Annotated in this window: 20 protein-coding genes and 3 pseudogenes; 18 read left to right on the forward strand and 5 right to left on the reverse strand. The window is 70.0% G+C overall.

Translation table 11 applies throughout. The features are described from left to right. Positions 1-86: 86 nt before the first annotated feature. Together ABZ656_RS10215 and rsmI are read right to left on the reverse strand one after the other, a co-directional pair. Positions 87-521, reverse strand: coding sequence for a hypothetical protein (locus tag ABZ656_RS10215; protein WP_101404585.1), 435 nt, complete (start codon positions 519-521; stop codon positions 87-89). A 200-nt stretch (positions 522-721) separates the two neighbouring features. Then, positions 722-1,579, reverse strand: coding sequence for a 16S rRNA (cytidine(1402)-2'-O)-methyltransferase (rsmI, locus tag ABZ656_RS10220; protein WP_360266374.1), 858 nt, complete (start codon positions 1,577-1,579; stop codon positions 722-724). Positions 1,580-1,673: 94 nt separating this feature from the next. Between rsmI and ABZ656_RS10225 the strand changes: the two genes are divergently transcribed. The 7 genes and pseudogenes from ABZ656_RS10225 (at position 1,674) to ABZ656_RS10255 (ending at position 10,173) form a co-directional block, all read left to right on the forward strand. Further along, positions 1,674-3,413, forward strand: coding sequence for a phospholipid carrier-dependent glycosyltransferase (locus ABZ656_RS10225; protein WP_101404583.1), 1,740 nt, complete (start codon positions 1,674-1,676; stop codon positions 3,411-3,413). Between the two features lie 178 nt (positions 3,414-3,591). Then, positions 3,592-5,232 (forward strand): penicillin-binding transpeptidase domain-containing protein, encoded by a 1,641-nt coding sequence (locus ABZ656_RS10230; protein ID WP_360266378.1) that lies wholly within the window; start codon positions 3,592-3,594, stop codon positions 5,230-5,232. Positions 5,233-5,329: 97 nt separating this feature from the next. Next, a complete protein-coding gene (locus tag ABZ656_RS10235) occupies positions 5,330-7,000 on the forward strand; it encodes a penicillin-binding transpeptidase domain-containing protein (protein ID WP_360266381.1) in 1,671 nt (556 codons plus the stop codon). Positions 7,001-7,573: 573 nt separating this feature from the next. Continuing rightward, positions 7,574-7,946: pseudogene (locus ABZ656_RS10240) on the forward strand (hypothetical protein); the annotation flags it as partial. Between the two features lie 375 nt (positions 7,947-8,321). Continuing rightward, positions 8,322-8,504: a hypothetical protein gene (locus ABZ656_RS10245; protein ID WP_129592270.1), complete on the forward strand. Its 183-nt coding sequence runs from the start codon at positions 8,322-8,324 to the stop codon at positions 8,502-8,504. Beyond that, positions 8,501-9,199: a cytochrome b N-terminal domain-containing protein gene (locus ABZ656_RS10250; protein WP_101404579.1), complete on the forward strand. Its 699-nt coding sequence runs from the start codon at positions 8,501-8,503 to the stop codon at positions 9,197-9,199. The genes ABZ656_RS10245 and ABZ656_RS10250 overlap by 4 nt, the downstream gene beginning before the upstream one ends. Before the next feature lie 26 nt (positions 9,200-9,225). Then, on the forward strand, positions 9,226-10,173 hold the full coding sequence (locus ABZ656_RS10255) for a hypothetical protein (RefSeq protein WP_218978249.1): 948 nt from the start codon (positions 9,226-9,228) through the stop codon (positions 10,171-10,173). Positions 10,174-10,308: 135 nt separating this feature from the next. Here ABZ656_RS10255 and ABZ656_RS10260 read toward each other — a convergent pair whose 3' ends face one another. Then, entirely contained in the window at positions 10,309-10,992 is a 684-nt protein-coding gene (locus tag ABZ656_RS10260; RefSeq protein ID WP_360266385.1) for a maleylpyruvate isomerase N-terminal domain-containing protein, read from the reverse strand. Between the two features lie 189 nt (positions 10,993-11,181). Here ABZ656_RS10260 and ABZ656_RS10265 point away from each other — a divergent pair, with 189 nt between their 5' ends. The 5 genes and pseudogenes from ABZ656_RS10265 to ABZ656_RS10285 all read left to right on the forward strand — a co-directional run. Further along, positions 11,182-11,481, forward strand: a complete 300-nt coding sequence (locus ABZ656_RS10265) for a hypothetical protein (RefSeq protein WP_129592269.1) — start codon at positions 11,182-11,184, stop codon at positions 11,479-11,481. A gap of 166 nt (positions 11,482-11,647) precedes the next feature. Next, positions 11,648-12,064, forward strand: coding sequence for a hypothetical protein (locus ABZ656_RS10270; RefSeq protein ID WP_180362463.1), 417 nt, complete (start codon positions 11,648-11,650; stop codon positions 12,062-12,064). A 30-nt stretch (positions 12,065-12,094) separates the two neighbouring features. Then, the gene (locus ABZ656_RS10275; protein WP_218978242.1) at positions 12,095-12,817 is read left to right on the forward strand and encodes a hypothetical protein; all 723 of its coding nucleotides are present in this window, start codon (positions 12,095-12,097) and stop codon (positions 12,815-12,817) included. A 37-nt stretch (positions 12,818-12,854) separates the two neighbouring features. Next, a pseudogene (locus tag ABZ656_RS10280) lies at positions 12,855-13,424 on the forward strand (transposase family protein); the annotation flags it as partial. A 33-nt stretch (positions 13,425-13,457) separates the two neighbouring features. Then, a pseudogene (locus ABZ656_RS10285) lies at positions 13,458-13,580 on the forward strand (EamA family transporter); the annotation flags it as partial. A gap of 28 nt (positions 13,581-13,608) precedes the next feature. On the opposite strand, the gene ABZ656_RS10290 reads toward ABZ656_RS10285, so the two are convergent. Then, the gene (locus tag ABZ656_RS10290) at positions 13,609-13,965 is read right to left on the reverse strand and encodes an SsgA family sporulation/cell division regulator (protein WP_101404576.1); all 357 of its coding nucleotides are present in this window, start codon (positions 13,963-13,965) and stop codon (positions 13,609-13,611) included. 204 nt (positions 13,966-14,169) lie between these two features. On the opposite strand from ABZ656_RS10290, the gene ABZ656_RS10295 reads away from it, so the two are divergent. From ABZ656_RS10295 to ABZ656_RS10320, 6 genes are all read left to right on the forward strand, one after another. Next, the gene (locus ABZ656_RS10295) at positions 14,170-15,210 is read left to right on the forward strand and encodes an energy-coupling factor ABC transporter permease (RefSeq protein ID WP_360266390.1); all 1,041 of its coding nucleotides are present in this window, start codon (positions 14,170-14,172) and stop codon (positions 15,208-15,210) included. A 1-nt stretch (position 15,211) separates the two neighbouring features. Then, positions 15,212-15,973, forward strand: coding sequence for a cobalt ECF transporter T component CbiQ (gene cbiQ / locus ABZ656_RS10300; RefSeq protein ID WP_360266393.1), 762 nt, complete (start codon positions 15,212-15,214; stop codon positions 15,971-15,973). Beyond that, positions 15,961-16,722: an ABC transporter ATP-binding protein gene (locus ABZ656_RS10305; protein WP_101404573.1), complete on the forward strand. Its 762-nt coding sequence runs from the start codon at positions 15,961-15,963 to the stop codon at positions 16,720-16,722. Before cbiQ ends, ABZ656_RS10305 begins: the two co-directional genes overlap by 13 nt. A 10-nt stretch (positions 16,723-16,732) precedes the next feature. Beyond that, positions 16,733-17,212: a MarR family transcriptional regulator gene (locus tag ABZ656_RS10310; RefSeq protein ID WP_101404572.1), complete on the forward strand. Its 480-nt coding sequence runs from the start codon at positions 16,733-16,735 to the stop codon at positions 17,210-17,212. A 181-nt stretch (positions 17,213-17,393) separates the two neighbouring features. Then, positions 17,394-17,855 carry an organic hydroperoxide resistance protein gene (locus ABZ656_RS10315; RefSeq protein WP_101404570.1) on the forward strand — a complete coding sequence of 154 codons (462 nt, stop codon included), beginning with the start codon at positions 17,394-17,396 and terminating at the stop codon, positions 17,853-17,855. Positions 17,856-17,923: 68 nt separating this feature from the next. Next, a complete protein-coding gene (locus ABZ656_RS10320; protein ID WP_360266398.1) occupies positions 17,924-19,096 on the forward strand; it encodes a serine hydrolase domain-containing protein in 1,173 nt (390 codons plus the stop codon). A 187-nt stretch (positions 19,097-19,283) separates the two neighbouring features. On the opposite strand, the gene ABZ656_RS10325 is transcribed toward ABZ656_RS10320, so the two are convergent. Further along, positions 19,284-20,294: a helix-turn-helix domain-containing protein gene (locus tag ABZ656_RS10325; RefSeq protein ID WP_360266401.1), complete on the reverse strand. Its 1,011-nt coding sequence runs from the start codon at positions 20,292-20,294 to the stop codon at positions 19,284-19,286. Positions 20,295-20,372 lie beyond the last annotated feature (78 nt).

Raw genomic sequence — 20,372 nt, forward strand, 5'->3', positions numbered from 1 at the left:
CGATCCTACGAAAGGAGAGCATGCCCCCGATCCCGCGAAGGGTGCGGGCCGGACCTCACCCGGGCGAGGTCACCGCGCTCCCGCGATCAGCCCGCCTTGCGGTGGTGGAAGGGGTGCAGCAGGTCGGAGAGGTGCCAGTGGTGGGGTTCCTTGGGCACGGCCGGCTGGTCGAGGGCCTCGTCGTGGGCCTGCTCTTCGTGGGCCTGCCCGGGGCGGGCCGACACCGGACGGTGCGTGTGCTGGTGCATGGAGTTCTGGACGGAGGACACCTGTCCGGCGCGCATGATGCGCACCACGTGTCCGTCGCAGTTCTGGCAGGAGGGCCGGCTCAGCGGGGACGGCACGACATGGCCGTCCGCCACGTACATCACGAACTCGCCGCCCTCGGCGTCGCGGTGGTGCTCTATCTCGAACGACTGCTCCCAGCCGTGCCCGCAGCGCATGCATGCGAAGGAATACGACTCGTTGACGACGGCGGTCGCCGCGCTGCGGTTGCCGGTCTGCCCTGCGATCTCACTCATGCCAGCTCCTGCTGTTCCGCTGGACAAGCGCCCCCGGTCGGCGGGGGCGAGGGACGGGTACGTCCCTTCAACCAGTGGACGCTTCTCCGGGCGGGAACGCATCAGGCCTGTCGACTATTGGAGTCGTTTTGGCCTTTCCTTGTCGGAATGCCTCGGAGACACGGCCTGAGCTTTGCTTTCCGTGCCGGCCCTTTGCTCTTCTATGGGGCGCTGTGCGCCGCGTTCTTTGCCGCGACCACCGCATCGAAGACGTCGCGCTTGGGAATTCCGGCCTCGGCCGCGACCGCCGCGATGGCCTCCTTGCGGCGCTCTCCCGCCTCTTCCCGCACCCGCACCCTGCGCACCAGTTCGGCCGCGTCCAGTTCCTCGGCGCCCTTCTCCGGCGCGCCCTCGACCACCACCGTGATCTCCCCGCGTACGCCCTCGGCGGCCCAGGCCGCCAGCTCGCCCAGCGGCCCGCGCTTGATCTCCTCGTACGTCTTGGTCAGCTCGCGGCAGACGGCGGCCCGCCGCCCGTCCCCGAAGACCTCGGCCATCGCGGCGAGGGTGTCGTCGAGGCGGTGCGGGGCCTCGAAGTAGACCATCGTGCGGCGCTCGCCCTCGACCTCCCGCAGCCGGGACAGCCGCTCGCCCGCCTTCCTCGGCAGGAACCCCTCGAAACAGAACCGGTCGACGGGCAGCCCGGACAGCGCGAGCGCGGTGAGCACGGCGGACGGGCCGGGTACGGCGGTGACCTTGATGTCCTTCTCGACGGCCGCGGCGACCAGCCGGTACCCGGGGTCGGAGACGGACGGCATCCCGGCGTCGGTCACCAGCAGCACGCGCGCCCCGCCGGCCAGCGCCTCGACGAGTTCGGGCGTACGGGCGGCCTCGTTCCCCTCGAAGTACGACACCACGCGCCCGGTGGGCTGCACGCCCAGCGCCTGGGTCAGCCGCCGCAGCCTGCGGGTGTCCTCGGCTGCGACGACGTCCGCGCCCGCCAGCTCCTGGGCGAGCCGGGGCGGGGCGTCGGCCACGTCGCCGATGGGGGTGCCGGCCAAAACAAGGGTTCCTGTCACAGTTCCATCCTCGCAGGGGCATTCGGCGGCAGCCGCATCCACCCATTAGGCCCGTGCACGGGACTCCCACAGACCTGTTCCCTACGATGGCGCGGTGACCAGTACCGCGTCCTCCACGGACACCCGGCAGGGCCAGGCAGCCGAAGAGCGGCGGCCGTCGTGGCAGCAGCGGCTGCGCCGCTTCGGATATACCGCGCCGCCCAGAAGCGATGTGCGTGATCGACTCGTGCCGCCGTACGCCGAGCCCAGTCCCCGGATCTGGGCTGCGTTCGGGCTGCGCCACGAGGTCGCGGAACGCATCACGCGCTGGTCGGGCTGGGGCGGCCCGCTGCTCGTGACCCTGATGGCGGGGCTGATGCGGTTCTGGAACCTGGGCAGCCCGAAGGCGGTGATATTCGACGAGACGTACTACGCCAAGGACGCCTGGGCGCTGATCCACCGCGGGTACGAGGTCAACTGGGACAAGAACGCCAATGACCTGATCCTGCAGAACAACGGACACGTCGGCATCCCCTCCGACGCCGCCTATGTGGTGCACCCCCCGGTCGGCAAGTACGTCATCGGGCTCGGCGAATGGATGTTCGGCTTCAATCCGTTCGGCTGGCGTTTCATGACGGCGCTGCTCGGCACGCTGTCGGTGCTGCTGCTGTGCCGGATCGGGCGCCGGATGTTCCGCTCGACGTTCCTGGGCTGTCTGGCGGGCACGCTGATGGCGGTGGACGGGCTGCACTTCGTGATGAGCCGCACCTCGCTGCTCGACGGTGTGCTGATGTTCTTCGTGCTGGCGGCCTTCGGCTGTCTGGTCGTGGACCGCGACCGGTCACGCGCCCGACTGGCGGCAGCCCTGCCCCCGGACGCGGACGGTCTCGTACGCCCCGACGCGCACATCGCCGAGACCACCCGCCTCGGCTGGCGCCCCTGGCGCTGGACGGCCGGTCTGATGCTGGGCCTGGCACTCGGCACCAAGTGGAGCGGCCTGTACGTCCTCTTCGCGTTCTGCCTGATGGCGGTCCTGTGGGACGTCGGCGCGCGCCGGGTGGCGGGCGCCCGTCACCCGTACCTGGCGGCCCTCAAGCACGACACGGGCATCACGTTCCTCGCGACGGTCCCGGTGGCGATCGTCACGTACTTCATCTCCTGGACCGGCTGGATCCTCTCCCCCACCAACGGCAAGGGCGGCTACTTCCGCAACTGGGCCGCGACCGACGGCAAGGGCGGCAGCTGGACCTTCCTGCCCGACTGGCTGCGCAGCCTGTGGCACTACGAGCACGAGGTGTACGAGTTCCACGTCGGCCTCTCGTCCCCGCACACCTACCAGTCGAACCCGTGGAGCTGGATCGTCCTGGGCCGCCCGGTCTCGTACTTCTACGAGTCCCCGCTGCCCGGCAAGGACGGCTGCCCGGCGGACGCGGGCGGCAAGTGCGCCCGCGAGGTCCTGGCCCTGGGCACGCCCCTCCTGTGGTGGGCCGCCTGCTTCGCGATCGTCTACGTCCTGTGGCGCTGGGCGTTCCGACGTGACTGGCGGGCGGGCGCGATCGCCTGCGGCATCGCGGCCGGCTACCTCCCCTGGTTCATGTACCAGGAGCGCACGATCTTCTTCTTCTACGCCATCATCTTCGTCCCGTTCCTGTGCCTGGCGGTCGCCATGATGATCGGCGCGATCCTCGGCCCACCCGGCTCCACGGAACGCCGCCGCGTCATCGGCGCGGCGAGCGCGGGCGTCCTGGTCCTCCTGATCGCCTGGAACTTCATCTATTTCTGGCCCCTGTACACGGGCACGGCGATCCCCATAGACCAGTGGCGCTCCCGGATGTGGCTGGACACCTGGGTCTAGCTGGGCGGGTGCACGACGATGGCGCGGCAGGTGACTGCCGCGCCATCGTTGTCGTGTCTAACGATTCGGAGAATCTCCGCCCCACGTGTCACTCCTCCCGCATACAGTGCCCTGCAGACCGACTTTTCTGAACGCGTTCAGAAGTTCGGGGAGGGGTCCACGGGGAGGGTTTCGCGCGATGCGCAAGGGGGCAAAGGCGGCCGTCATCGGCAGTGTGTTCGCCGTGATGGTGGGGGGTGCCGGATACGGCGCCTTCAATGTGATGTCGGCGCTCAACGGGAGCGAGGGCGGGGGCTCGGGGAGCGGCGGACCCGCGGCCGTGAAGACGGGGCCGCCGAGCAGCGCGGAGGTCAAGGAGACCTCGACGAAGTTCTTCGCCGCCTGGGAGCAGGGTGACGCCGCCGAGGCCGCCGCCTACACCAACTTCGCCCAGAAGGCGCAGGAGTTGCTGGCTGGTTACCGCGACGACGCGCACCTCACCGGTGTGAAGATCACCCGGGGAGCGGCGGCGGGGGCCACCGTTCCGTTCTCCGTCAAGGCGACGGTCTCGTTCGAGGGGAAGTCCAAGCCCTTCGCGTACGACTCCCGGCTGACCGTCGTGCGCGGCGAGACCACCGGGAAGGCGCTGGTCGACTGGAAGCCGTCCGTCGTGCATCCCGAGCTGCAGGAGGGCGACACGCTGGTCACGGGCGAGTCGGCGAGCCCGCCCATCGAGGCCGTGGACCGGAACAACGTTGTCCTGACGAAGGAGAAGTACCCCTCGCTGGGGCCGATCCTGGACGCGCTGCGCGAGAAGTACGGCGACACGGCGGGCGGTACGGCCGGGGTCGAGCTGGCGATCCATCACGCGACCGAGGGCGCGGGGGACACCGCCCTGGTGACCCTCGCCAAGGGCAAGGCCGGCAGGCTGCGCACCACCCTCAGCGCGAGCGCGCAGGCCGCGGCGGAGAAGGCGGTCGCCCGGTACGCCGAGTCGTCCGTGGTGGCCGTGCAGCCGAGCAGCGGTGAGGTGCTGGCGGTCGCCAACCACCGTGCGGACGGCTTCAACGCGGCCTTCCAGGGCACCCTGGCCCCCGGCTCCACGATGAAGATCATCACCGCGGCGATGCTCATCGACAACGGCGTGACCACCATGAACGGCCCGGCGCCCTGCCCGGAGACCGCGACCTGGCAGAGCCAGACCTTCCACAACCTCACCAACCTCGCGCCGAACGAGAAGGCGAGCCTCGCCAACAGCTTCATGCGGTCCTGCAACACGGCCTTCGTGAAACTGATCGACGAGAAGCCGCTCACGGACGAGTCCCTGACGACCGAGGCACAGACGCGCTTCGGCCTCGGCCGGAACAACTGGAAGACCGGCATACCCTCCTTCGACGGCAGCGTCCCCGCCTCCGGCGGCCCGGACCGCGCGGCGAACGCGATCGGCCAGGGCCAGGTCCAGATGAGCCCGCTGAACATGGCGTCGGTCACGGCGACGGCGATGACGGGCACCTTCCGGCAGCCGGTCATCGTCTCGCCCAAGCTCGACGACCGGGAACTGGCGACGGCGAAGGGCCTGCCCAGCAGTACGTCCGCGCAGTTGCGCGCGATGATGAACCTCACCGCGACCAGCGGCACCGCCGCCCAGGTGATGGCGGGACTCGGCGGCAACATCGGCGCCAAGACCGGCTCCGCCGAGGTCGACGCCCAGTCCAAGTCGAACAGCTGGTTCACCGGCTATCGGAACGACGTCGCGGCCGCCGCGATGACCCAGCAAGGCGGTCACGGGGTGGACGCGGCCGGTCCGATCGTCGCAGCTGTGCTACGAACGGGCGGCTGAAGTCACCCTTGACAGGGCGGGACCCTAGGGTGGGGGCTCTCGTTGAGGAGCATGAGGGTGCCGGGGGACTTGGGGAACAGGCGGAGGATCGAAAGCTGTGGGGAACAGAAGGCGCGTCGCCGAGCGACGGAATACGAAGCCCGCCGTGGTCGGCGGGCTGATCGCGGTGGTCGTCGGAGGCGGGGCGTTCGGCGCCTACAGCCTGTACGCCGGCGGGGCGTCGGCCGAGGACCGTACGTCGCAGACCGCCGCCCACAAGGCCGTGAAGACCGGTCCGCCGTCGGCGGCCGAGGTCACTGCGCTGTCCACGCGGTTCCTGACCGCCTGGCAGAGCGGTGACGTCACGAAGGCGGCCGCGGCCACCGACGACTCGGCGGCCGCGAAGACCTTGCTGACCGACTACGGCAAGGACGCCCACATCACCGGCGTCAAGCTCACGCCGGGCACGGCGTCCGGGGCCTCCGTCCCCTTCTCCGTCAAGGCCACCGTCACGTACAAGGGCAAGAGCAAGCCCCTGGCGTACGACTCGAAGCTGACCGTCGTGCGCCGCGCCAAGGACGGTGCGGCGCTGGTCGGCTGGCAGGCGTCGGTCGTGCACCCCGACCTCCAGGACGGCGACCGTCTGGTCACCGGTCCGGCGGGCACTCCCCCGGTCACCGCCCTCGACCGCGACGGCGGCGAGATCACCACGGCCAAGTACCCCTCGCTGGGCACGGTGTTGGACGGGCTGCGCGAGAAGTACGGCAAGATCGCCGGCGGCAAGGCGGGCATCGAACTGCGCGTGGTCCGCAAGGCCGCCGCCAAGGGCACCCAGAAGACCCCCGACAAGACCCTGGTGACCCTCAGCGAGGGCACCCCGGGGACCGTGAAGACCACGCTCAGCCCGACCCTCCAGGCGGACGCCGAGCAGCAGGTCGCCAAGAAGGACCGGGCGTCGGTGGTTCTGATGCGCCCCTCGACGGGCGAGATCCTCGCGGTCGCCAACACCAGCCACGGCTTCAACACGGCCTTCCAGGGCTCGCTGGCCCCCGGCTCCACCATGAAGGTCATCACGTCGTCGCTGCTCATCGACAAGGGGCTCGCCTCGGCCGACAAGCAGCACCCGTGCCCGAAGTACGTGACGTACGGCGGCTGGAAGTTCCAGAACGACGACAAGTTCGAGATCAAGGGCGGCACGTTCAAGGCGAGCTTCGCGCGCTCCTGCAACACCGCCTTCATCAGCCAGGCCAAGAAACTGTCGAACTCCGACCTGACGAACCAGGCGCAGCAGTACTTCGGCCTGTCCATGAACAACTGGGCCATCGGCGTCCCGTCCTTCGACGGCTCGGTCCCGGTCCAGTCGGCGGCCCAGATGGCGGCCTCGCTGATCGGCCAGGGCGGGGTCCGCATGAACCCGCTGAACATGGCCTCGGTCGCCTCCACGGTCAGGACGGGCGTCTTCCACCAGCCGTACCTGGTGTCTCCGACGGTCGACAACCGCAAGCTGGCGACGGCCTCCCGCACCCTCCCCGCCACCACCCTCGCCCAGCTCCGCGAACTCATGCAGTACACGGCGGCGTACGGCACCGCCGCCGAGGCGATGTCCGGCCTCGGCCCCGACTACGGCGCGAAGACCGGCTCCGCGGAGGTCGACGGCCAGAAGAAGCCCAACGGCTGGTTCACCGCGTGGAAGGGCGACCTCGCCGCGGCGGGCGTCGTCCAACAGGGCGGCCACGGCGGCGACACGGCGGGCCCGATCGTGGCGGCACTGCTGAAGGCTGGAAGCTAGCCGGGCGGGAAGCCGGGACCTGTCCGGACGGGGAGCCAGGACCTGTCCGGACGGGATGCGGGTCGGCTCGGGAGCGATACGGGAGCGGCTCCGAAGCGACTCGGGAGCGGCACGGAAGCGGCTCCGAAGCGGCTCGGGAGCGGCACGGGAGCGGCACGGGAGCGACTCCAAGGCGGCTCGGGAGCGGCACGGGAGCGACTCCAAGGCGGCTCGGGAGCGGCTCGGGAGCGGCACGGAAGCGGCACGGGAGCGACTCCAAGGCGGCTCAGGAGCGGCACGGAAGCGGCACGGGAGCGACTCCAAGGCGGCTCAGGAGCGGCACGGAAGCGGCACGGGAGCGACTCCAAGGCGGCTCAGGAGCGGCACGGAAGCGATGTCAGTGGGGGCTTCTACGCTCCGCGCATGACGTTCTCCCTTGCCCCGGGGCTGCCCGCAGGCCGTGCCCTCCCCCGACGGCTCCCCCGTCATGTGACGCTTCTGGTGGGGCTGGGGCCGGCACGAGACCCGGCACCCCGGCGCATCGGAACTCGCTCGCGTGCCTCCTACACCGACCGACAGCGTGCCGCCCATGACTACATCGCCTGGCTGATGGCCGTTCAGGGAGTCGTGATCCCGGCGTACGCCGCCTACCGCCTGCGCGCCCCGGCTCGTCCCCGTCCTCCGTCCCTTCGCCGCCCTGGGGCTGCTCGGCTCGGTGCTGTCCGTGGCGGCGTACGCGCTGGTGCTCTGGGCGCAGACGCGCGCGGAGCCGGCCCCGATCGCCGCCCTGCGCGAGTCCTCAGTCAAACCCTGTTCAGCCGGTAATAAGCGCGCTGGTCAGCGGGCTGGAGGGGATCCGCCATGTGGTGTCGGTCGGCACATCGGGACGGGGATCCTCTCCGCAGGGTGCGACCGCTCCGCGCTCGAGTACGACCACCAGCAGTATTTTTCGCGTACTGCGGTGTAGGTGCGACGGGGGTCAGGCCAGGTGACCCGTTCGAGACGAACTGGGGGGCGTCCTGCCCGACGGGCGTCGCTCCGCCGCCGGGAGACAGGAACAGGTGACCCGCCCGTCGCCGACTGCTCACCTCGACGTGACGCTCCGAGGCGAGGGAAGCCGCTGCCGGGCCTGGTCAGACGTGCGGTTGAGCGGCGTCGCGGGGAACGGACTGTGGCCTCGGCAGCCTGGAGTGCGGCCGAAGCCCACCGGGCCCCGCACTGACGCATGTTCCGGTTGGGCCTTTCAGCCCATGGTCCGTGCTGGCCCGGATGCCGAGAGCTCCACGAGGCGCTTTGCTTGTCGCCAGCGGTACGGCGAGGGATGGGAAGACAGGTCGTGACGATGACGGGACTACTGCTGCCGGGCGGGCATGCGCTTGCCGCGCCCGTAGATCTGAACGGAGCCGGGCGCTATGTGCACTGGGGCGTCATCCAGGTGTCCGTCGCGAACCTCGTGGTCATCGGCTTGATGGTGATCGTCTTTGTCGCCGCCCTCCTCCTGCCCTTCCCGGGAGGCCGCAGATGAGCGTTCCGGGTGAGGACGGCGCGGCCACCGGGCCTTACACGAACGTGTCAGCCTCCGGCGGCTGGACCGGCGCGGTGCGTCGGAGGGCCGTCAAGGCCCTGCCCCCGGCCAAACTTCTGCCGGACACACAGCCGGCGTACATGGCCTCATGGATCTACGTCTTCGGCGTGCTCACCCTGTCCTCGCTGATCGTGGCACTCGTCAGCGGCGGGCTGCTCGCGCTGAAGGGACCCGGCTGGTGGCACGTCTCGACGACAGGCAGATACGTGAACAGCCTGCACCTGTTGAGCGTCCAGTTGTTGATGTTCTTCATGGTCATCCACCTGTGGGGCAAGTTCTTCATGGCTGCCTGGCGCGGCGGTCGGGCACTGACATGGATCACCGGCGCGGTCTGTTTCTTCACCGCGATCGGCACTGCCTTCACCGGTTATCTGGTACAGCAGAACTTCGATTCGCAGTGGATCGCGGGGCAGGCCAAGGACGGGCTCAACTCGGTCGGTGTCGGCGCGTTCTTCAACGTGATGAACTTCGGGCAGATGCTGATGTGGCACATCGTGCTGCTTCCGTTCGTCCTCGGTCTCCTGACCGCCGGGCACATCCTGCTGGTCCGGTGGCGCGGAATCGTCCCGCCCATCGGGGTGACCGACCCCGCGGCCGGCGGGACGGCGGCGCCCGCGGCACGGGACGCGCGGTGACGGGCCGGCGATCCCGGAAGGCGGCAGTGCCCGACCCGGCCGCCTTCCCCACCCGGCAGTACGACCTGATCAAGGAGTTCGTGATCGCCCTGGTGGCTGTCGCGCTTCTCACCGCGGGTCTGGCCGCTGTCTTCTCCTCGCCCGATGTCAGACCGGTGACCTTGGCTTCCTGGTCCCGGGCGGCCGGCCCGGACTTCACAGCGACCGCCGTGGCCGAACTCGCCGGCACCAGCGGAACCGCCGAGTACGGGCCCCCGTACAACCACACGCCGGGCGCGGCGCAGAAGCTCGGACCGGTCGGCTTGCAGAACGCCGCCGGCGTACGCATCCCGGTGGACACCGCCGACGACTTGGTCATCGGACCCCTGGCCCATGCCCCCGAACCGCCTGGCGTCAGAGCCGCCCTCGCGGCCTGGGCCGCTGCCCCGGTCTCCCGCCGCCAGGACTGGAGCAAGGCCTACTCCGACGCACTGGCCAAGTCTCCCGGCGGCGACCCCGCCAAGGTGGCCAGGGGCGACTACGGTCCGGTCCCTGTGCTCACCGCGCGCCTTCTCGACCTGGCCCGATCGGGTGCCCTGGACGGAGAGTTGCCGGGCGGCGGCAAGTTCTACGAGACCGACTACACCCGCTCTCTGCTCTTCCTCTCCGACGGCTCCTACCTGGAGTCCCTGGCCCGCACCGAGCACCTGGGCGGCGACCAATGGGGAATGATGAACGAGACGGGCAACTACCCGGGCCAGGCGTGGCTGTGGCTCTACACGTTCTGGTACCAGATCGAACCCTTCAAGTCGTCCGGCAACGCCGACGCCCTGATCTGGGGCGTGATGGTGCTGCTCAGCCTGGGGCTGGTGCTGGTCCCCTTCATCCCCGGCGTTCGGTCCATCCCGCGCTGGACGCGAGTGCACCGGTTGATCTGGCGCTCGTACTACCGCGATCAGGAGGCTGCGGTGCGGGCCGGGGAGTCGGGGCGCTGACGGCAACCATGGACGCGGCCCAGCGGTAATAACTTCGCTGGTCAGGGCGCTGGTGAAGCCATTTCGTAGCCCTGTCCGGTGCGATGAGAGCGCGATTTAGCTCTACTGCTGCGCCGGCGTCAGTCGGCGACGCTCTCAACCCAGCGTGAGCCACCGGATGTCGAGGCGACTGACGTCCAATGCTTCCTCCCTGGTGATCGGCTCGCGCCCGGTCGCCTTGCGTAGGAAGTGAAGTTGCCCCCACCCAAGCTTCTCCAGTGCAGCCGCCCCATCCGGGCCGAGCAGAAGACCCTGCACCAAATCTGCGGCCTGGGAAGTCAGCCACGGCTCACGCCCGAGGGCATCGGCCAGGTCCAGGCCGTGCACGGCGACCTCAACCACGCGCGTCAGCAGGAACTCCGACAGGAGCATCGGATCGCCGTGCCGCGTGCGAACCACACGACCTTCGGGCTCGGCCCGGCACAGTCGGTCCACCTGTTGCCAAGTGGCGTCGAAGTCGTCGGCGAGCGCGGCACCGCCGAGCTGTTCGGCCGCATGATCTTGTGCCAGAGCGATCCGAGCCGCGTTGGTGTCCGGAGCGAAACGGTCGTCGGGCCGGTAGTACTCCACTGCCGAGACCTCGGCACGGGTCGGCGCCGGCACGGCCAGCATGCCCGGCAGCCAGGCAATCACCACCCGGACATGAGCCAGCAAGTCGCTGACCGTCCACGGCGCACACCGTGTCGGCAGACGCCACTCGGCCGCCGAGACCCCAGTCATCGCCTGCGCGAGCTGCCCCGCCTCAAGACGGAACGCTTCAACTACCCGCCCCTGATCCATGCCGATCAAGCTACCCAACCAGAACTGGCGCAGCAGCAGATCTCAAACGGGGCCCCATGTCCTCAGTACGGTCGAGGTCGCGTCTGGCGCACGTCGGGGTTGGTCACCCATAGACGTGCGCCAGCTGGCATGCGTCCTACTAGACGATCGCCGGTCGCGGACCGATCGGCGCGCGATACGCTCTCGGCCATGTCGGAGGTAGGTCGAAGACTGGTCCGCGTCTTCTGGGCCGTGGACCGCTTTCTGGGCGGCGAACGCCCTCCCACACGTACACAGAAGTTCACGGCCCGGCATCCGGTCCTCCTGGCGCTTGTGACAGGGACGGTGTGGGCCGCCTACTTCTTGTTGCTGCCAGGAGTGCAGCAGTCGGACTTCGTCATCGCTCCGGTCGGTGGCTTCCTGCTCGGCGGGGTCCTCGGACTCACGGCGTTGTACGAGAGGCTCCGACAGCGCCGCCTGCGTCGGCGGGGACTGTGGGACGGCTCGTGACAGACTCCGTCGCCCTTGGTGCCCTCTCTGGCTAAAGGGCTGTCCCGCTATTCGCTCATCCACACCCCTCGTGCGCTACAGCGACTGACCGGGCGGCTGACTGGCCAGATCGGGCACCAGGAATCCGCTTGGGCTGGCCCGCGGACGATGCGTACCCTGTCGGACCATGTGCTACCACGCGTTCAACGGGGCCTTCCGGCACTACGTGTGCGTCGCGTGCCGGCTCGCCTTCAAGGGCAGCACGTGGCCGATCCGGAAGCACATCTGTCCTGGCTGTCGTGAACAGCTCGTCTTCGCCGGCTACGACTTCGCTGCGCCCCGGCGACGCGACACGAAGGCATGGTCCGTCGTTGCGACCGTGCTCGCGGAGGGGCTGACCTACGATCATCGCCCTGGCTGCGGCTGCTCGCGGCTCCCCTCCTTCCGGCCTCGGACCCGAGCGCAGGTGCGTGTCCGGCGACGCGCGGCCGTGCGGCTGGGCCTGCCTCTGTCGGTGACCCTCGCTCGCCGCGACGCCTTCACCGCGGAGAGCCGCGACGAGCAACCACCCTCTCTGCCAGCCGCGAAGCGCGACACGACCTGAGCGTCGCGTCAACGCGGCATGATGGCCTGCATGACCAACGACGTGGATCTGCATCCCGCACGGATACCCAGCTACCACGACGGTCCCTTCAGCCAGCGCCCTGAACTGCTGGACGAGAGGCTTTTCTGGATGGGGCACCTCTACTCCTGGGGCTCTGGTGGAGCCGGGCTGTTCTTCGGACCGGGCTATGCGTGGGCAGACCATCGGGCCTACTGGCAGCGTCTTTGGCAGCGGGCTGACTGGCCCGCCTTCACCATTCCCCTCGCTGCGGGACACCGCTTCCATGTCGTCTACCGCACCGTTCCTGGGGAGGCGGGGGTCGACTACCTGGTGAACCATCCCAGCTGGACGCGGGCCGAGTTGGTCGCACGGGACGACGGGCACTTCATGGGCCCCGGTTTGTCCTGGCCGGACCTGGTCGCCGCTGCGGATAACGGCCTGCCCGGAGGGACCACCACGGACCCACACGCCCGCCTGCTGCTCCTGCTGCCAGCCTTCGGGGACTGGGCTGCACCTAAGGAGGCCGTTTCCCGCCTGGCCGCGGCCTTGCGCACGTGCCTGGGCATGCAGCACGCCGAGTCGCTCGCCACGTCCATGCTTGAAAAGCAGGGACTGACCGGCCCGGTGCGCTGGGCGGCGGCCGAGGATGGTGCGCGGATCAACGACGGCATGTACTCGTTCCGCAACCCCGCCAATGACTTCGCCATGCCGGGCGAGCGCCTGGCTCGGGTGAGTGCCGCGCTGGCCATGTGAGCGGTCAGGGCGTGGTCCGCCCTGAGAAGATCCCGCTGTGGCTGGAGTGATCACGGCAGCGGAACCGTCCTGGATACCCCCGTTCACTGGGCTGCGCTCGCGCGACTTTCGAAAGCTGGTCATGTTGCTGCGCCGAGAAGGCGCCGATCGGACTCGCCGAGGGCGTCCCTGGTCACTGCCGCTGGAAGATCGGGTGCTCCTGGTCGCCGCGTACTGGCGGACCAACCTGACATTGCGGCAGCTCGCCCCGCTGTTCGGCATCTCCAAGTCATCTGCCGACCGGATCATCGACCACATCGGCCCGCTGCTGGCCCTCAAGCAGCGGCAGCGCTTCCACGCCGGCACCGTGCTCATCGTCGACGGCACGCTGGTGCCTACTCGCGATCACAGCATCACCGAGCGGTCCAAGAACTACAGGTACTCGACCAACCACCAAGTGGTCGTCGACGCTGACACACGGCTGGTCGTCGCGGTCGGACGTCCAGTGCCGGGCAACCGCAACGACTGCAAGGCGTGGGCAGAATCGGGTGCGAAGGCAGCCGCCGGCAGGACCACGACCATCGCCGACGGCGGCTACCAGGGCACCGGCCTGGTGATCCCGCATCGCGGCTCATGACAAACACTGTATGAGCCGGGTATGACATCGATCATCGTCGGCGCGGCGATCGGGGCCGTGTTCTTCAAGGAGCGGTTCGGGGCACCCCGGATCGCGGCGGCGGGTCTGCTGGTGATGGGGATCGGTCTGATGCCGCACGCGCGCTGATACCGCGCGCCCGCTGGGTGGAACGGCCTCAGCGAGCCACCGGAGTCACCGCTGTGTACGTGCGGCGGAGGAAGCGGATCAGGACCTTCGAGTCGAACTGCACCACCGAGACCCCCTGCGCGGAGTGGAACTCCACGACCGCCTGCACCCGGCCGCACGGCCACACGCGTACGTCGCCGGACTCGACCGGAGCGCGCAGGCCTCGTTCGAGGAGCTCCCGGGGGAAGGCCCACTCGTGGGGGCCGGGCAGCGTCATGTGAACCTGACGGGGATCGGCGTCGGGGTCGTAGCTGAGGGCCACCGGGACGGCCTGGTGTTCGTCCTCGGCGGAGTCTGCCGTGTCGGTGACGATGTGGGCGCGTGCGTACTGTTCGACGGCAGACATGAACCGACTCCTTGCGCTGCGTTACCTGTGTGGAATAGATGAATCCGTCACCTCTCCAATGTCGCACATTCCGGAGATTTCGCCCACGGACTCCCATACTCATCGGGTTCCCGGATCGGCCCCCGCCATGCATCACCGCCCCGCCACTATTCATGGGCGCCTCGCTCTTGCAACTCATTCGCAACAAGGCACTATCATCGAACGGTGCATGTGCCTGACGGATTCATCAACGCCCCGGTCTCCGCGGTCACCGCAGTGGTCGCCGCCGGCGCCATCGCCGTGAGCCTGCGGGGCGCCCGCCGCGAACTCGACGAGAAGACCGCGCCGCTCGCCGGCCTGGTCGCCGCCTTCATCTTCGCCGTGCAGATGCTGAACTTCCCGGTCGCCGCCGGAACCAGCGGACATCTGCTCGGCGGCGCGCTCGCGGCGATACTCGTCGGCCCCTTCACCGGGGTCCTCTGCGTCTCCGTGGTCCTGCTGATGCAGGGCATCCTCTTCGCCGACGGCGGCCTGACCGCACTCGGCGTGAACATCACCGACATGGCGATCGTCACGACGGTCGTCTCCTACGCCGTCTTCCGGGGCCTGGTGAAGGTCCTGCCGCGCAAGAAGCGCTCCATCACCGTGGCGGCCTTCGTCTCCGCACTCCTTTCCGTCCCGGGCGCCGCCGTCGCCTTCACTCTCATCTACGCCCTCGGCGGCACCACCGACGTCCCGATCACCAAGGTCGCCACCGCGATGATCGGCGTGCACGTCCTCATCGGCATCGGCGAGGCCACCATCACCGCTCTCACGGTCGGCGCGGTCATCGCCGTACGACCGGACCTCGTGTACGGGGCGCGCGGTCTGCAGCAGCGGCTGAAGCTGCGCGTCGGCGGCGAACTGGTCGACGCACCCGCGCCCGCCGTCCCCGTGGCCGCCCGGACCTCCCGTCGCAAGGTGTGGGCGGTCGGCCTCGTCACCTCCCTCCTCCTCGCGGGTTTCGTCAGCTTCTACGCCTCCGCGAGCCCCGACGGCCTGGAGAAGGTCGCCAAGGACCAGGGCATCGACAAGAACACCAAGAAGCACCACACCGAGGACTCCCCGCTCGCCGGGTACGGCGTCAAGGACATCTCCGACGCCCGGATCTCCGGCGGCCTCGCGGGCGTGATCGGCGTCGGCGTCACCGTCGTCGCGGGTACGGCGATCTTCTGGGCGGTGCGCAGGCGCCGCAGCGCCGACGCCTCCCCCGCGCAGGTGGCCTGAGGTGGGCGCGGGCCACGCGCACAGGCTCTACCGGCACGGGCACTCCCCCGTGCACGCCCTGCCCCCGCACACCAAGCTCGCCGCGACCTTCGCCTTCGTCGTCGTGATCGTCTCCACCCCGCGCGAGGCGATGTGGGCCTTCGCGCTGTACGCCGCACTCCTGGCGACGGTGGCGTACAAGGCCCGGGTACCGGCCGCCTTCCTGCTCAAGCGGCTGCTGATCGAGATCCCGTTCGTCGCCTTCGCCGTGCTCATGCCGTTCGTGGCGCAGGGCGAGCGGGTGGACGTCCTCGGTCTGTCGCTCAGCGTGAACGGCCTGTGGGGCGCCTGGAACGTCCTCGCCAAGGGCACCCTGGGCGTCGCCGCCTCCGTACTCCTCGCCTCGACGACCGAACTGCGCGAACTGCTGCTGGGGCTACAGCGGTTGAAGCTGCCCCCGCTCCTCGTACAGATCGCCTCCTTCATGATCCGCTACGGCGATGTCATCACCGACGAGATGCGGCGGATGCGGATCGCACGGGAGTCGCGGGGCTTCGAGGCCCGGGGTGTACGGCACTGGGGCGTCCTCGCGAAGTCCGCGGGCGCGCTGTTCATCCGCTCCTACGAGCGCGGGGAGCGCGTCCATCTCGCCATGGTGAGCCGGGGGTACGCCGGTTCGATGCCGGTCATCGACGAGGTGACCGCGTCCCGGGCGCAGTGGTCGTACGCCCTCACCCTCCCGTTCACCGCCCTTGTCGTCTGCCTGCTGGGATGGACCCTGTGACCCCCTCTCTGGAAGTGGCCGGACTGGCCTTCGCCTACCCCGACGGCCACCAGGCCCTCTTCGGCGTCGACTTCCGCCTCGGGCGTGGCGAGCGCGTCGCGCTGCTCGGCCCGAACGGCGCCGGCAAGACCACCCTCGTCCTCCATCTCAACGGCATCCTGACCGGCGGCGCCGGAACCGTGACGGTGGCCGGACTCCCGGTCGGCAAGCGGCACATGGCGGAGATCCGGCGCAAGGTCGGCATCGTCTTCCAGGACCCGGACGACCAGTTGTTCATGCCGACCGTGCGCGAGGACGTGGCCTTCGGGCCCGCCGCGGCCGGGCTGAAGGGCACCGAGCTGGAGGAGCGCGTCCGTACGGCTCTGGAGCGGGTCGGCATGGCGGACTTCGCCGGCCGCCCCCCGCACCATCTGTCGTTCGGGCAGCGGCGCCGGGTGGCCGTCGCGACCGTCCTCGCCATGGAGCCGGAGATCCTCGTCCTCGACGAGCCGTCCTCCAACCTCGACCCGGCCTCGCGCCGCGAACTCGCCGACATCCTGCGGTCGTTGGACGTCACCGTCCTCATGGTCACGCACGACCTGCCGTACGCCCTCGAACTGTGCCCCCGGGCACTGATCCTGAGCGACGGCGCGATCGCCGCGGACGGGAAGACCGGTGAGCTGCTCTCCGACGACGAGCTGATGCGCACCCACCGCCTGGAACTTCCCTTCGGTTTCGATCCGCGCTCGACAGCTGTGCGTACTCCGTGACAATGGGCGCGTGACGAAACAAGGGGACCAAGAGGACTTCGGATCGGCCGGGTCGCTGTTCCTCGACGACCAGCTGTGCTTCGCGCTGTACGCGGCCCAGCGCGCGGTGACCGCCGCGTACCGCCCGCTGCTGGAGGAGCTCGGCCTCACCTACCCGCAGTACCTCGTCCTGCTGTTCCTCTGGGAGCGCGGCGAGACCACGGTCAAGGAACTGGCGGGCGCGCTGCGGCTGGACTACGGCACGGTGTCGCCGCTGCTCAAGCGCCTGGAGTCGGCCGGTCTGGTCCGCCGTGAACGCTCGGCGCGCGACGAGCGTTCGGTGCTGGTGGCGGTCACCGGGCGCGGCGAGGCGCTGCGGGAGCGCGCGGCGGGCATACCGCGGGCGCTGCTGGCGTCGACCGGCCTTGCCGGGGACGAGGTGGCCAGGATGCGACAGGAGCTGTGGGGGCTGGCCGAGCGCGCGGACGGTGCGGCGGGGCGCGGGCGCTGACCTGCCCGTCCGGAAACGGAGCAGGACGGAGCAGGACGGGGCCGGACGGGCGGGGCGTTGGCGGGACGGGGGTTACCGACGGTTTCCAGCCCCTGGTAATCAGGCCTTCCGTACCGGCCGGTACCTTGTGCACGATGTACTTGTGCACTTCCGTGTTTTCCGTCCTGGGGGAGGTCCCGCCATGATCGATGGCACCGCTGTCGGCGACACCGCTGTCGACACTCGTCCGACGAAGATCATGTACGTCGCCGAGGCCACCGCGCACGGCGGCCGGGACGGCTATGTCACCAGCCTGGACGGCCAGATCGAGCTGAAGGTCGCGATGCCTCCCGCGCTCGGCGGTGACGGCAACGGCACCAACCCCGAACAGCTCTTCGCGGCCGGGTACAGCGCCTGCTTCCACAACGCGCTGGTGCTGGTGGGCCGCCGCGCCGGACTGGACCTGACCGGCTCCACCGTCGCCGCGAAGGTCGGCATCGGACCCAACAAGCAGCGCGGCTACGGTCTCGCGGTCGCCCTGAGCGTCTCGCTGCCCGTCCTCGACCAGGACGTCGCGACCAAGCTCGTGGACGCGGCGCACGAGGTCTGCCCGTACTCGAACGCGACCCGGAACAACATCGAGGTCACGATCCTGCTCGGCTAGGAATCGAGCCTTCCGCGTGCGTGTTGCATCCAATTGTTGAGGGTGGCCGGGCGACAGGGAGTACGGACGTGAACGTGAACGGCGAAGTGGCCGAGGGCTTCGAGCCGGTCAGAGAAGCGTTCGTACGCAACTTCGAGACGCTCGGGGAACGGGGCGCGGCGGTCTCCGTGTACCGGCACGGGCGCAAGGTCGTCGACCTGTGGGGCGGCGCGCGCGACGTGGACGGTACGGCGGATTCGGCGCCCTGGGAGCACGACACCGCCCACGTCATGCACTCGGCGACGAAGGGCGTCGGGGCCGCCGTACTACTGATGCTGCACGAGCGCGGCGAGCTGGACCTGGACGCACCGGTCGGGGAGTACTGGCCCGAGTTCAAGGCTCGGGGCAAGGAACGGCTTCTGGTCCGGCATGTGCTGTCGCACCGGGCGGGCGTGCCCGTGGTCGACGCGCCGCTGACCCCGGCCGAGGCCGCGGACCCGGACCGTACGGCCGCGTCGATCGCGGCGCAGGCCCCGCTCTGGGAGCCGGGCACGGACCACGGCTACCACCCCCACACCTTCGGCTGGATGCTCTCCGAACTGGTCCGCCGCGTCACCGGCGGCCGGGGCGTGAGCGAGTTCATCGCGACGGAGATCTCCGCCCCGCTCGGGCTGGACCTCTGGGTCGGGCTGCCGGAGGCCGAGGCCCACCGGGTGGGCCGCGCGGGCCGGGTCGACGCGCCCGAGCCGTCGAGCGCCCTGCGCACCCGCCCGAAGCGGTCGGTGGCCGAGGCCTACAAGGACCCGGACTCGACGACCGTGCGTGCCTTCGCCGCGATCACCCCGCCGCCCGACGACAACGACCCCGCCTACCGTGCGGCGGCCCTCCCCGCCTCCAACGGCATCGCCACGGCCGACGGTCTCGCCCGCTTCTACGCCGCCCTGACCGGCGAGCTGGACGGCACCCGCCTGTTCACCCCGGACACGGTCGACCTGGCCCGCGCCGAGGCGTCCGCGGGACCGGACCGCACCCTGGTCATCAGCACCCGTTTCGGCCTCGGCTACATGCTCCACGGCACCGCCTCCCCGCTGCTGGGCCCGGCCTCGTTCGGCCACCCGGGCCGCGGCGGCCCACTGGGCTTCGCGGACCCCGAGTCGGGCGTCGCCTTCGGCTACATCACGAACGGCTTCCGCAAGACGGTGACGGCGGATCCACGGGCGCAGGCGCTGGTACGAGCGGTACGGTCGGCGCTGTCGTCGTAGCCGACCGGGCCGAGGACACGTCATAGCCGACCGGGCCGGAGCCGCGTCATAGCCGACCGGGCCGGGGCCGTGCCAGGACACCCCCGCGATCCTGGCCCGCCCCTTCCGGTCCGCCCGTCCCTCGCCGCGCGGCGATCACCAGAATGCGCGGCCGACCGCCCGCCTGTCGTTGGCGCACAGTCGCCACTTAGTTGGCGCAGGGTCCACGGCCTTCCGGACGTACCGCACACTCCTCGGCCACCGCCTGCCTCCGGAGTTCACTCGGCGGGACGCCATGGGCGGCGCGGAAGGCCCGGGTGAACTCGGCGGCGCGGGGGAAGCCCCAGCGGGCGGCGACGGCATGGACCGGCATCGCGCGCAGCGCCGGGTCGGCGAGGTCGCGGCGGGCGTTCTCCAGCCGCTGATCGCGGATGTAGGAGGCCACGGTGAGGCCCTCGGCCTGGAAGAGGCGGTACAGATGGCTGCGCGAGATGTGGTGCGCGGCAGCGATCCGGGCGGGGGTCAGCTCCTGGTCGCCCAGATGCCGGCGGATGAACGCCTTGATGCGCAGGATCAGCGTCCGGCCGCGGGTCTCCGGCGGCAGCAGGGCCTCGGCGTCCAGGGCGCCCGCGAAGACGGCCGTGACCAGATCGGCGAGGACCGTGCCCAGCCGGGGTCCGTCCGACGGCTGGTAGGAGCCGGTGTCCGAGGCCAACTGGACGAGGAACTGCGCCAGGAGCGCGCCGACTCCCTCGCGGCCCGAGATCCGGCCGCCGATCACCTGGTCGGCCCGGTTCGCGGGCAGCGCCACCAGCGACCGCGGGATCTCGACTCCCACGAGGCTGACCGGGTCCGCACCGGTGTGTATCTCGTACGACCGCGAGGAACAGTTCGTGTGGATGTCGTTGACCCGGTAGGCGGCCTGCTGTCTGTCCCAGGCGGCCGCTCCCTCTCCCCGCAGCAGGAGGGAGAGGTGGTACACCTCGGGATCGGACTGGCGGATCAGCTTCGGTGTCCGCCGGAAGACCAGATGGTCGAAGGTCGCCGGCCAGACCGTGACGTCCCCCAGCCCGATCATCCGCTGGTGTGCGCGGTAGTCCGCCGTGCGGTCGCTGGCCAGCTGCATGGGCGCGTGCGTACGGCCCATGCGCTGCGTCCACGCCTCGAACCGATCACCGACCGGCAGGTCCGCGGTGTTGAAGACCGACTCGTGCAACACGATCAGCGGACCTCCTGGTGAGAGAGCCTGGGACCGGATGATTCCACAGCCAGGAACAAGAGTGAGGGGCACCCCGCC

It is taken from the genome of Streptomyces sp. NPDC007095 (genome assembly GCF_040634475.1).
GTDB lineage: Bacteria > Actinomycetota > Actinomycetes > Streptomycetales > Streptomycetaceae > Streptomyces.